This window comes from Aquabacterium sp. (assembly GCF_036279675.1).
Classification (GTDB): Bacteria; Pseudomonadota; Gammaproteobacteria; order Burkholderiales; family Burkholderiaceae_C; genus Aquabacterium.
Genome location: NZ_DASUIS010000095.1, coordinates 76,850 through 88,786, shown reverse-complemented (window position 1 = coordinate 88,786; position 11,937 = coordinate 76,850). Strand labels below are relative to the sequence as shown.

Sequence of the window (11,937 nt, the reverse complement as noted above, 5' to 3'; positions counted from 1 at the left end):
AAGCTGACCGCCACTACCGCTTCATGGAGTTCTGCGGCGGGCACACCCACGCGCTGGCACGCTATGGCGTGCTGGACCTGCTGCCGCCACAGGTGCAGATGATCCACGGCCCCGGCTGCCCGGTGTGCGTGCTGCCCATTGGCCGCATCGACATGGCCATCGCACTGACGCAAAGGCCGGGCCTCATCCTGGCCAGCTATGGCGACACCTTGCGCGTGCCGGCATCCAAGGGCCTGAGCCTGATGAAGGCGCGCGCCCTGGGTGCAGATGTGCGCGTGGTCTATGCCGTGGACGATGCCTTGCAACTGGCCCGCCAACACCCTGAACGCGAGGTGGTGTTCTTCGCCATTGGTTTCGAGACCACGACCCCGGCCACGGCCGTCGCGATACAGATCGCCCAGCAGGAAGGCCTGCGCAACTTCAGCGTGTTGTGCAACCACGTGCTCACCCCTGCAGCCATGCACGCCATCCTCGATCAGCCAGAGCCGGTGGCGCTCGATGGCCTGGTGGGGCCGGCCCATGTGTCCACCATCATCGGCTCACAGCCTTACGAGGTCTTTGCCGAGCGTCATCATTTGCCCGTGGTCGTCGCCGGTTTCGAGCCGCTGGACGTGATGCAGGCCATCCTCATGCTGATCAGGCAGATCAACGAGGGCCGCGCCCAGGTCGAGAACCAGTTCACCCGGGCCGTTCGGCGTGAGGGCAATCTGAAAGCCATGCGCCTGGTCAATGAGGTGTTCACCGTGCGCGAGGCCTTCGACTGGCGCGGGTTGGGTGCCATACCGCACAGTGCACTGGCGCTGCGTGAAGCCTTTGCCAGCCTGGATGCCGAACGGCGCTTTGATCTGACGCCCTTGTCGGTGCCTGATCATCCCAAGTGCGAGTGCGGGCCCATCCTGCGAGGGCACAAACGCCCACAGGACTGTGTGCTGTTCGGCAATGTGTGCACGCCGGAACAACCCGTAGGCGCCTGCATGGTGAGCTCGGAAGGCGCCTGCGCGGCGCATTACCAGTATGGGCGCCATCGAATCGCGTACCAGCAGGCCACAGCCAAGGTGACTGCATGAGCGGCAGCAAGCCTGGCTACATTCGCCCGCTCGACTTGCGCCATGGTCGAGTCGACCTCACCCACGGCGCAGGCGGACGCGCCAGCCACCAGTTGATCGAGGCCGTGTTCAAGTCGGCCTTTGCACGCACCTTGCCCGCGGGTCTGCCAGCAGCAAGCGATGACGGCACCGTGCTGCCCAACCCCTTGGCCGCCATGCCAGAGGGCAGACTGGTGATGTCCACCGATGCGCATGTGGTGTCGCCGCTGTTCTTTCCCGGTGGCGACATCGGTTCGCTGGCGGTACATGGCACGGTCAATGATCTGGCCATGATGGGGGCCACGCCGCTGCACCTGAGCGTGAGCTTCATTCTGGAAGAAGGCTTGCCCCTGGCCGACCTGGTGCAGCTGGTGCAGTCGATGACGCAAGCGGCCATGGCGGCCCGTGTGGCCATCGTCACCGGTGACACCAAGGTGGTCGAGCGAGGCAAAGCCGATGGCCTCTACATCAGCACCGCTGGGCTGGGTGTGGCGCCGCCCGGCCTGCACCTGTCCGGCCAGTTGGCCCGCCCAGGCGATGCGATCCTGCTGTCAGGCAGCATCGGCGAGCACGGCATGGCGGTGCTCAGCCAGCGCGAAGGTCTGCGCTTTGAAGCCTCCATCGTGTCCGACTGTGCGGCGCTCAATGGGCTGGTGGCCGACATGCTGGCCACCGGTGCCAGGCTGCGCGTACTGCGCGACCCCACGCGCGGCGGCCTGGCCACCACGCTCAACGAGATCGCCTCGGCATCGCAGGTGGGCATGCAGATCGACGAAGACGCCATTGCTGTACAGCCAGCAGTGGCAGCGGCTTGTGAATTCATGGGGCTGGATCCGCTCTACCTGGCCAACGAAGGCAAGCTCATGGCCATCTGCGACGCAGCCGATGCACCAGCGCTGTTGCAGGCCATGCAGGCCCATCCGCTGGGTCGGCAGGCCAGCCGCATTGGTACGGTGACGGATGACGGCCATGGCTTCGTGCAGATGCGCACCCGCTTTGGTGGCCAACGCATGCTCGATTGGCTGATGGGCGACCCTCTGCCCCGGATTTGTTGACTTGCATCATATTCACGCAGGCCAACGACCTTCAAGCAACACATCAACCGTCACATGAACTCGATACTCTGAAGCATGGACTCCCGCGACGACATCAGCGACATCCTCCAACGCTACCAGGCCGGCCCTGGGGCCTTGCTGCAGGTGCTGCGGCAGATTCAGTCGCGGTTTCAGCACGTGCCCGCCAGCGCCATCGCCACGCTGGTGCAGCAATGGGGCCTGAGCTACGCCGCCGTGCGCAGCGTGGTGAGCTTCTACCATTTCCTGAGTTTCGAGCCCCGCGGCCGCTACACGCTCTACCTGAGCGACAGCGTCACGGACCGCATGCTGGGCAGCGAAGCCGTGCTGCTTCAGCTCTGCCAGCGCCTTGGCGTCGCCATGGAAGAGACGCGACCTGACGGTCTGGTATCGCTCCACCGCACGTCGTGCACCGGCCTGTGTGACCAGGGCCCCGCCGGCCTCCTCAACGGCCGCCCCTTGACGCGCCTGACCTTGCGCCGCGCCGATGAAGTCGCCGATCTGATCCTGGCCGGCTCACCACTGGATCAATGGCCGGCAGACTTCTTCGAAGTCAACAACCCCGTCTGGCGACACCAGCTCACGCTCAGCCACCCGATTGCACCCGGGCAGGCCCTGGCACGCCTGAAGGCCATCGGCCCGGATGCCTTGCTCGGTACGCTGCGCGAAGCAGGCCTGCGCGGCCGTGGTGGCGCGGGCTTTGCAACCTGGCAAAAGTGGGAGGCATGCCGCCAGGCAGCGGGCCCGCGCGCCATCACCTGCAATGCCGATGAAGGCGAGCCCGGCACCTTCAAGGACCGGATGCTCCTGATGCAATGGGCCCATGAAGTGATCGAAGGCATGACGCTGGCCGCCTTGACGGTCGGTGCCGAACAGGGCTTTCTGTATGTGCGGGGCGAGTACGAATTCATCGAGCCCCATCTGCATGAGGTGCTGCAAGCCCGCCGCGTGCAAGGGTTGCTGGGGGCCGATGTACTGGGCACAGGGCAGCGCTTCGATGTCGAGTTGCACATGGGTGCTGGCGCCTATGTGTGCGGCGAAGAGACCGCCTTGATCGAATCGGTGGAAGGCAAACGCGGCATCCCGCGCACGCGCCCGCCTTTCCCTGTTGACCGTGGCTATCTGGGCTTGCCCACCGTGAACAACAACGTCGAGACCTTCGTGCAAGTGGCCCAGATCGCCCTGCATGGGGCCGACTGGTTCAAGGCGCAAGGCACCAGCGCCTCCTGCGGCACCCGCATCCTCAGCGTGGCGGGTGATGTCGCCCGGCCCGGCCTGTATGAAGTACCCTGGGGCGTGACCGTGGCCGAGGTCTTGCGCGACTGCGGTGCGCTTGACGTGCAGGCCGTGCTGGTGGGAGGCCCTTCCGGCAAGCTGATTGACGCCGCGCAGCTGCAACGCCAGATCAGCTTTGAAGACCTGCCCACTGGCGGCGCCTTCACGGTGTTCAACCAGACACGCGACATGGTCGACGTGGCCCGTCAGTACACCCGTTTCTTCGCCCATGAATCCTGCGGTTTCTGTACGCCCTGCCGCGTGGGCTGCGGGCAATTGGTGGAGACGGCCGAGCGGCTCGTTCAAGGCCATGCCAGCCAGCGCGATATCGAGCGTCTGAAGGAAACGGCCGAGCTGATGCGCCACCTGAGCCACTGCGGTCTGGGCCAGACCGCCGCCCACCCCTTGATGGACGTGATCGCCCACTTCCCCGACCAGGTAAACCAGAGACTGGTGCCCGACGAACAAGCCTTCGATCTGAATGACGCCGTGGTTGACATGCACGCCCTCACCCTGCACACGAGCCCGACATGAGTGCGCCCCCCACCTTCAAGCTCGATGGCCGCGAAATCCCCTTCCAGCCTGGGCAGACCATCATGCAGGCCGCGCAGGACGCTGGCGCCTACATCCCGCATCTGTGCCATCACCGGGACTTTGCCCCCATCGGCAGCTGCAAGGTCTGCAGCGTACGCATCAAGGGGCGTACCGTCACCTCGTGCACCATGCCGGCCAGCGAGGGCCTGGAGGTCGAATCGGAAGCCCCCGACATCAACGCCGATCGCCAGCGCCTGATCCAGATGCTGTTCGTGGAAGGCAACCACCACTGCCCTTTCTGCGAAAAAAGCGGCAACTGCCACCTGCAGGCCCTGGGCTACCACCTGGGCATGCACGACACGCACTTCGTGCACGAGTACCCGCAGCACGTGGTCGATGCTTCGCACCCCGATGTGCTGCTGGACCGCAGCCGCTGTGTGCTGTGCGAGTTGTGCGTGCGTGCCAGCCGCGAGGTGGATGGCAAGAACGTGTTCGCCATCGGTGGGCGCGGCCTGAAAACCGAACTGATGATCAACAGCCCCAGCGGGCAACTCAAGGACAGCGCGGTCGCCGCCACTGACCGCGCCGTGTCCATCTGCCCCGTGGGCGCCTTGATGCCCAAGCGACACGGCTTTGTCATCCCCATCGGCCAGCGCCCATACGACCACGCCGACATCGCCCAGAAGCCGGAGGACAGCTGATGAGCGCTGACCAGCAAGAGACAAGCAAGAAGCTGCGCATCGCCACCTGTTCGCTGGCCGGCTGCTTTGGATGCCACATGTCCTTTCTGGATGTGGACGAGGCCCTGGCCGATCTGATCGACCACATCGAGTTCGACCGCAGCCCGCTCACCGACATCAAGCACGTGAGCGAACATGGCGTGGACATCGGCCTGATTGAGGGCGGCCTGTGCAACAGTGAGAACGTCGAGACGCTGCATGAATTCCGCCAGCGCTGCAAGGTATTGGTGGCGGTGGGCGCCTGTGCCATGTATGGTGGTGTGCCGGCCTTGCGCAATGGCATCCCCGTGAGTGAACTCGTCGCCGAGGCCTATCTGGGTGCCGATCTGTACAACCCGCAGGTCCCGCAGGATCCCGAGTTACCCCCCTTGCTCAAAAAGGTGCTGCCTTTGCACGAAGTGGTGGCGATCGACTACACCCTGGCAGGTTGCCCGCCCCCCGCCGAAGCCTTTCGTGAACTCATCATGGCCATGCTGGAAGGCCGCCCGCCCGTTCTGCCCGCCGAGAACCGCCGATTCGATTGAGCCCTGCCTTGCCACCGCGAGCCACCATGCCTCACCCACTTGAAACCGCACCCGACCCCAACGGCCTGAGCCGCGTGGTGATCGAGCCCATGAGCCGCGTGGAAGGCCACGGCAAGGTCACGCTCCTGCTGGATGAACAACGGCGCGTCAAACAGGCCCGCCTGCACATCGTTGAATTCCGCGGCTTCGAGCGTTTCATCCAAGGCCGCCCTTATTGGGAGGTACCGACCCTGGTGCAACGCCTGTGCGGCATCTGCCCGGTGAGCCACCTGCTGGCAGCCAGCAAGGCCTGCGATGCCTTCGTCATTGGCAACGGCAGGGTCACACCCACGGCGGACAAACTGCGGCGCTTGTTGCACCACGCCCAGGTCCTGCAATCCAACGCCCTGCACTTCTTCCACCTGGCCTCACCCGATCTGCTGTTCGGGTTTGATGATGCCGTCGCCCATCGCAACATCGTGGGCGTCTTGCAGGATCAGCGCGAACTCGGCCTGCAAGGCATCCGTATCCGCAAGTACGGCCAGGAGGTGATCCGGCTGCTCACGGGCAAGCGTGTGCATGGCACGGGCTCGGTGCCTGGTGGCTTCAACAAGACCTTGTCTGCCGCTGATCGCAGCGTGATGCTGCAGGACATCGGCCAGATCACCGACTGGTGCGCCAGCGCACTGGTGCTCGCTCGCGACCTGTTTCTGGCGGGGCAGCCTGAACAAGGCGCCTTTGCCAACTTCCCCTCGATGTTCATGTCCCTGGTGAGGCCGGATGGCGCAGGAGATCTGTACGACGGCGCCCTGCGCATCAACGATGAACATGGTGTGCACGTGAAGGACCAGGTGGATGTGCACGACTACCAGCAACTGCTGGGTGAAGAGGTCAAGCCCTGGACGTATATGAAGTTCCCCTTCCTGCGCAGCATCGGCCCCGAACAGGGCTGGTACCGCGTCGGGCCGCTGGCTCGCATCAACAATGCCAGCTACCTGGACACCCCCCGTGCAGAAGCCGCCCGCGAGGAGTTCAAGGCCTGGAACCACGGCAAGCCTGTGGGCGCCTCGCTGGCGCAGCACTGGGCGCGCATGATCGACATGCTGCACTGTGCCGAAACCATCGAGCGCCTGTTGAACGACCCCGACATCATCGGCACCGACCTCATGGCCAAAGGCACCCCCTTGCGTGAAGGCATTGGCGTGATCGAAGCCCCGCGTGGCACGCTCATGCACCACTACCGCATCGGCGAAGACGAGCTCATCAGCTACGCCAACCTGATTGTGTCCACCACGCACAACAACACCGCCATGAACGAGGCCGTGCGCAGGGTGGCCGCGCAGTACTTTGATGGCCGAGAACTCAGCGAAGGCCTGCTCAACCACATCGAGGTGGCGATCCGTGCGTACGACCCCTGCCTGTCGTGTGCCACGCATGCGGTGGGTAAGATGCCATTGAAGCTGGAGTTGCTCGATGCGCAAGGCCAGGCCGTGGGCCTGCTGCTCAAGCACGAAGACGGCCAGATCGAACGCCCTACGCTGCCGGCGTCCGGCCAGGCGAGCAACTGGCCATGAACAAAGCCCCCATCCTGGTACTGGCCGTCGGCAACCCGAGCCGGGGCGATGATGCATTCGGCCCCATGCTGGCCGATCAACTGCTCTCGTGGCTGGACTCGCAAGCCGAAGACGTGCAGGCCTGTGTCGAGCTGATTGCCGATCAGCAACTGATGGTGGAGCACGTGATGGACCTGTCCGAGCGCGAGCAGATCCTGTTTGTGGATGCGGCCATGCAAAGCGATGACGCTGTATCACTGACCAGGCTGGAAGCACTGCCCACCGAACAAGCCGCACAAGCGGTGAACAGCCACAGCTGCACGCCCACCCAATTGCTGGGCCTGTATCAGGCCATGTTGCTTCAACGCCCTCCACCCGCCCAGTTGCTGAGCCTGAGAGGCCACCGTTTCGAGCTGGGCGAGCCCTTGTCACCCCAGGCCCGCGCCCACCTGCCACAGGCCGTGGCCCTCATGCATCAATGGCTGAACGATGCGCTGAACAAGGTGGCGCCCACGATCACGGGGCGCGACCATGCATGAGCTGTCGCTCGCGGTAGAGGTCGTTCACCTGCTGGAAACCCATGCGCACGAACTCCGGCGCATCACCCGCCTGACGCTGGACATCGGCACCCTGAGTTGCGTCGACGAACAGGCCTTGCGCACGGCGCTTGAAACAGCCATGGCAGGCACCCTGGCCGAAGGCGCCGACATCGAGATCCAGACCGTCGAAGCCCTGGCCCGTTGCCAGGACTGCGACCAGACCTTCCACCCGCCAGACCGCATCGAGCCCTGCCCGCATTGCGGCTCGTTCAAAAAGACCTGGCTCAAGGGTGAAGACTTCAAATTGCGCAGTGTGGAAGGCATCCCGGCCTGATCTTTACGGCTTTTTTATGCCGCACATGCCAGAATTTTCGCAAGAGAGATGCGAGGCTGACTAAGCTGAGTCATCCCGGCTTCGATCCAGCCCATGTCCAACCTGAACAGTCCCTCCCCAGCCGTGGTCCATCGTGCCACCTGGCGTGATTACCTGCTGGCCATCACGGCCTGTGGTGCCACCACCGTGCTGACCATCCCGTTGCACGACTGGCTGGAACTCGTCAACACGGTCATGCTGTTCCTGCTGGTTGTCGTGCTGGTTGCGGCACGTCTTGGACGTGGCCCGGCGGTGCTGGCCTCCTTCCTCAGCGTGGGGCTGTTCGATTTCTTCTACGTGCCCCCTCGCTGGTCCTTCGCGGTCAGTGACGCGCAGTACGTGCTGACATTCGCCGTGATGCTGATCGTGGCGCTCATCATCAGCCACCTCACCATCGGCCTGCGCGTGCGGGCGCAGGAAGCGCAGCAGGCTGCAGAACGGTCCAACGCCTTGTACGCCCTGGCCAGCCAGTTGGCTGGCGCGCTGACCATCGAACAGGTGTGCGATGCCACCGAGCACTTTGCACAACGCCAGCTCGGCGCACATGCCAGGCTGCTGCTGCCAGCGCATCAGGATACAGAGGCCACCCCATCTCACGAATCCCTGGTCCCCGCCAGGCCAGAACAATCGCCGCTGGAGCGCACCATCACCCTGCTGGCGCAGACCGCCTTCCAGGCACCAAGAAACCACGGCATGCAACAGGTCGGTGACGACGGCCACTTGTACGCGGTGCTGCCACTGGCAGGTTCCACCCGCTCCCGAGGCGTGCTGATCCTGTCATCCCATCAATCCGGCGCCCGTGAACTTGACGGCCACCGCAGCCTGCTGGACGCACTCGCCACCTTGGTGGCCACCGCACTGGAGCGCCTGCATTTCGTCAACGTCGCCCATCAGGCCCAGCTGGAGATGAACGACGAGCGTCTGCGTGGTTCCATCCTGTCTGCCTTGTCGCACGACATCCGCACGCCGCTGACCTCGCTGTTCGGTCTGGCCGACACCCTGACCCTGATGCAACCGCCCCTGCCCGAGCAAGCCAAGGAGATGGCCGGCGCCATCCGCGACCAGGCCATGCGCCTGCACCGCATGGTCAGCAACCTCCTGGACATGGCCCGGCTTCAGACCGGACAGCAAGCCGGGCAGCTGCCGCTTCGCCTGGAATGGCAACCCATTGAAGAGGTCATCGGCGCCAGCATCCAGTTGCTTGGCCACAGCCTGGACGATCACCCCGTCAAGGTGCACCTGGATGCCGACCTGCCCCTGCTGTCGATCGATGCCGTTCTGATGGAGCGCGTCTTTGGCAACCTGCTGGAAAACGCCGCCAAATACGCCCCACCTCATACCGAGATCCACATCAGCGCTTCACCAGAAGGCTCGCACATGCTGATCAGCGTGCGCAATGAGGGCACAGGCTTTCCGGCCGATCGGCTGCCCAACATCTTCGGCGTGTTCGAAAGAGGGGCCCCTGAATCCAGCATTCCAGGCGTGGGGCTGGGCCTGTCCATCTGCCGCGCCATCGTCTGGGCCCATGGCGGGCGCATCGAGGCCTTGAATCCACCCACCGGCGGTGCAGAAGTACGTTTCATGCTGCCGCTGGGCACGCCCCCCACCATCGAGCCTGAACCCGAGTCAGGTACCAGCCCGGAGGGCCGATCATGAGCGCGAACACCGCCATCCTGGCCCCTACCATCCTGCTGGTTGAAGACGACCCGCACATCCGCCGCTTCGTGCGCTCGGCCCTGGAAGGCGACGGCTGCAAGGTCGCCGAGAGTGACACCATGCAGCAAGGCCTGATCGAAGCAGGCACGCGCAAGCCCGACATGGTGATCCTGGATCTGGGCCTGCCCGACGGTGACGGCGGCCAGTTCGTCAAGGATCTGCGGACCTGGTCCACCATGCCCGTGCTGGTGCTGTCGGCGCGCGCCGCCGAGGTCGACAAGATCGACGTGCTGGATGCCGGCGCAGACGATTACCTGACCAAGCCCTTCTCCGTCGGTGAGTTGCTGGCCCGCGTGCGCGCCATGCTGCGCCGTGCCCGTCGCGGCACCGACATCGAACAACCGATCTGCCTGTTCGGCAACATCGAGGTGGACCTGATCCACCGACAGGTCACCCGTGGCGGCCTGCCCGTGCACCTGACACCGATCGAATACAGGCTGCTGTGCGTCTTGCTCGCCCACACGGGCAAGGTCATGACGCACCGCCAGCTTCTGCGTGAAGTGTGGGGGCCGTCGTATGCCGACAGCAGCCACTACCTGCGCATCTATGTGGGTCATCTCCGCCAGAAGCTGGAAGACGACCCGGCGCAACCCCGCTACTTTCTGACCGAGGTCGGCGTGGGCTATCGCTTTCAACCGGGAAACTGAAGGGATCACGACAATATGTCATCCGACCATCAAGGTGCATCACGTCTGGGTCCACTGACCCTGGCGGCACTGGGTATTGTTTTTGGCGACATCGGCACCAGCCCCTTGTACGCTTTCAAGGAAGCCTTCAATGGCCCGCACGCCCTGGCCATCTCGCCGGAGAACGTGCTGGCGACGTTATCTGCCTTGCTTTGGGCCGTGCTGGTCATCGTGTCCATCAAATATGTGTGGATCGTGCTCAAGTACGACAACGACGGGGAAGGCGGTGTGCTGGCCCTGACGGCACTCGCCCACCGCCTGACGCACGATGCACCGCGGCGCTCCCTGCTCGTGGTCAGCGCCGGCGTCTTTGCCGCCGCGCTGTTTTATGGCGATGCCATCATCACGCCGGCCATCTCGGTCTTGTCTGCGGTGGAGGGCATCAGCGTGGCCACGCCGCGGTTCGAGCATTTCATCGAACCCATCACCATCGGCATCCTGATCGGGCTGTTCTTCATCCAGAAGAAGGGCACAGGCAGCGTGGGCACGCTCTTCGGGCCCATCACGGTGGTGTGGTTCCTCACACTGGGTGCGCTGGGCTTGCACAGCATCGCCCAGACACCCATGGTGCTGCAGGCCATCAACCCCATGCATGCCCTGAACTTCACGATCGACCATCCGGGCAGCGCCTTCATCCTGCTGTCGGCCGTCTTCCTGGCGCTGACCGGTGGCGAGGCCTTGTATGCCGACATGGGCCATTTTGGCGCCAAGGCCGTCCGTCTGGGTTGGTACGGGCTGGTCTTCCCCTGCCTGATCATCAACTACTTCGGCCAGGGTGCCCTGGTATTGCGTGATGCCAGCATGGCAGCCAATCCCTTCTTCCTGATGGCACCACAAGCCCTGCTGATCCCCTTGGTGATCCTGGCCACGGCGGCCACAGTCATCGCCTCACAGGCCACGATTTCCGGCGCCTACTCGATGACCCTGCAGGCCAGCCGCCTGGGCTACCTGCCGCGCGTGCGCATCCTGCACACCTCCGACAAGGAAAAGGGCCAGATCTACATACCCAGCGTGAACTGGCTGATGTTGCTGGCGGTGATCGCGCTGGTGCTGGCCTTCAAGTCCTCCGGTGCGCTGGCCGCTGCGTACGGCATCGCCGTATCGGGCACGATGATCATCACGACCTTGCTGACGGCCTTCGTGACACGCATTCAGGCCCGCACATTGCGTCGCCCCACCCTGATCGCCTTGGGGGCCTTCACGCTGCTGGAGATGGGCTTCTTCATGTCGAACCTGAGCAAACTGGGCGAAGGTGGCTGGTTCCCGCTCACGCTGGGCGCCGCCATCTTCCTGATGCTGACCACCTGGAAGGAAGGCTCCGGCCTGGTGGCCGATCAGCGCCGCAAGATCGACATCCCCATGGATGACTTCATCCACAGCCCACGGCCCGATGTGCCCATGGTGTTCGGCACAGCCGTGTACCTCACCTCGGATCCGACCATCGTGCCCAGCGCGCTGTTCCACAACCTCAAGCACTACAAGGTCATGCACCAGCAGACCGTGTTCCTGCACGTGCTCAATGACAACGCGCCATATATCCACAAGGATGAGCGCGTGACCGTGTCAGAGCTGTCATCGGGGGCCTTCCGTGTCTCGGTGCGCTTTGGCTTCCGCGAAGAGCCAGACATTCCCGAAGCGCTGAAGTTGATCAAGCACCCCACACTGTCGCTGGAGCCCATGAGCACCACCTTCTTCGTGGCCCGCTCCAGCATCGTGGATGGCCCCGGCGCCATGCCAGCCTGGCGCTGCGCGCTCTATGGCTGGATGACGCGGCAAGCGGAAGGTGCCGCCACGTACTACCGCCTGCCTGCCAACCAGGTGGTGGAACTGGGCACGCAAGTGATGCTGTGATGCACGCGA

General features: G+C 64.1%; 11 protein-coding genes. All 11 read left to right on the top strand.

What is annotated here, in order from left to right; genetic code table 11:
• The coding region (gene hypD, locus VFW93_RS11755; RefSeq protein WP_329694177.1) for a hydrogenase formation protein HypD at positions 1 to 1,067 on the top strand (1,067 nt) is incomplete at its 5' end.
• Positions 1,064 to 2,140: a hydrogenase expression/formation protein HypE gene (gene hypE, locus VFW93_RS11750; RefSeq protein ID WP_329694176.1), complete on the top strand. Its 1,077-nt coding sequence runs from the start codon at positions 1,064 to 1,066 to the stop codon at positions 2,138 to 2,140. The genes hypD and hypE, both read left to right, overlap by 4 nt.
• Before the next feature lie 75 nt (positions 2,141 to 2,215).
• Positions 2,216 to 3,967 carry an NAD(P)H-dependent oxidoreductase subunit E gene (locus tag VFW93_RS11745; protein ID WP_329694175.1) on the top strand — a complete coding sequence of 584 codons (1,752 nt, stop codon included), beginning with the start codon at positions 2,216 to 2,218 and terminating at the stop codon, positions 3,965 to 3,967.
• Positions 3,964 to 4,668, top strand: a complete 705-nt coding sequence (locus VFW93_RS11740) for a 2Fe-2S iron-sulfur cluster-binding protein (RefSeq protein ID WP_329694174.1) — start codon at positions 3,964 to 3,966, stop codon at positions 4,666 to 4,668. The genes VFW93_RS11745 and VFW93_RS11740 overlap by 4 nt, the downstream gene beginning before the upstream one ends.
• Entirely contained in the window at positions 4,668 to 5,231 is a 564-nt protein-coding gene (locus tag VFW93_RS11735) for an NADP oxidoreductase (RefSeq protein ID WP_329694173.1), read from the top strand. Before VFW93_RS11740 ends, VFW93_RS11735 begins: the two co-directional genes overlap by 1 nt.
• Before the next feature lie 26 nt (positions 5,232 to 5,257).
• The gene (locus tag VFW93_RS11730) at positions 5,258 to 6,784 is read left to right on the top strand and encodes a Ni/Fe hydrogenase subunit alpha (RefSeq protein WP_329694172.1); all 1,527 of its coding nucleotides are present in this window, start codon (positions 5,258 to 5,260) and stop codon (positions 6,782 to 6,784) included.
• Positions 6,781 to 7,302 carry a hydrogenase maturation protease gene (locus VFW93_RS11725; RefSeq protein ID WP_329694171.1) on the top strand — a complete coding sequence of 174 codons (522 nt, stop codon included), beginning with the start codon at positions 6,781 to 6,783 and terminating at the stop codon, positions 7,300 to 7,302. The genes VFW93_RS11730 and VFW93_RS11725 overlap by 4 nt, the downstream gene beginning before the upstream one ends.
• The gene (gene hypA / locus VFW93_RS11720; RefSeq protein WP_329694170.1) at positions 7,295 to 7,636 is read left to right on the top strand and encodes a hydrogenase maturation nickel metallochaperone HypA; all 342 of its coding nucleotides are present in this window, start codon (positions 7,295 to 7,297) and stop codon (positions 7,634 to 7,636) included. Before VFW93_RS11725 ends, hypA begins: the two co-directional genes overlap by 8 nt.
• Before the next feature lie 93 nt (positions 7,637 to 7,729).
• Entirely contained in the window at positions 7,730 to 9,331 is a 1,602-nt protein-coding gene (locus VFW93_RS11715; RefSeq protein WP_329694169.1) for a DUF4118 domain-containing protein, read from the top strand.
• Positions 9,328 to 10,038: a two-component system response regulator KdpE gene (gene kdpE, locus VFW93_RS11710; protein ID WP_329694168.1), complete on the top strand. Its 711-nt coding sequence runs from the start codon at positions 9,328 to 9,330 to the stop codon at positions 10,036 to 10,038. Before VFW93_RS11715 ends, kdpE begins: the two co-directional genes overlap by 4 nt.
• Positions 10,039 to 10,053: 15 nt before the next feature.
• Positions 10,054 to 11,928 (top strand): potassium transporter Kup, encoded by a 1,875-nt coding sequence (locus VFW93_RS11705; RefSeq protein ID WP_329694167.1) that lies wholly within the window; start codon positions 10,054 to 10,056, stop codon positions 11,926 to 11,928.
• The last annotated feature ends 9 nt before the right edge of the window (positions 11,929 to 11,937 follow it).

Excerpts from the sequence above, each read along its gene's own strand:
- hypE (WP_329694176.1), top strand. The coding sequence starts at position 1,064 with ATGAGCGGCAGCAAGCCTGGCTACATTCGCCCGCTCGACTTGCGCCAT.
- VFW93_RS11745 (WP_329694175.1), top strand. The coding sequence starts at position 2,216 with ATGGACTCCCGCGACGACATCAGCGACATCCTCCAACGCTACCAGGCC.
- VFW93_RS11740 (WP_329694174.1), top strand. The coding sequence starts at position 3,964 with ATGAGTGCGCCCCCCACCTTCAAGCTCGATGGCCGCGAAATCCCCTTC.
- VFW93_RS11735 (WP_329694173.1), top strand. The coding sequence starts at position 4,668 with ATGAGCGCTGACCAGCAAGAGACAAGCAAGAAGCTGCGCATCGCCACC.
- VFW93_RS11730 (WP_329694172.1), top strand. The coding sequence starts at position 5,258 with ATGCCTCACCCACTTGAAACCGCACCCGACCCCAACGGCCTGAGCCGC.
- VFW93_RS11725 (WP_329694171.1), top strand. The coding sequence starts at position 6,781 with ATGAACAAAGCCCCCATCCTGGTACTGGCCGTCGGCAACCCGAGCCGG.
- hypA (WP_329694170.1), top strand. The coding sequence starts at position 7,295 with ATGCATGAGCTGTCGCTCGCGGTAGAGGTCGTTCACCTGCTGGAAACC.
- VFW93_RS11715 (WP_329694169.1), top strand. The coding sequence starts at position 7,730 with ATGTCCAACCTGAACAGTCCCTCCCCAGCCGTGGTCCATCGTGCCACC.
- kdpE (WP_329694168.1), top strand. The coding sequence starts at position 9,328 with ATGAGCGCGAACACCGCCATCCTGGCCCCTACCATCCTGCTGGTTGAA.
- VFW93_RS11705 (WP_329694167.1), top strand. The coding sequence starts at position 10,054 with ATGTCATCCGACCATCAAGGTGCATCACGTCTGGGTCCACTGACCCTG.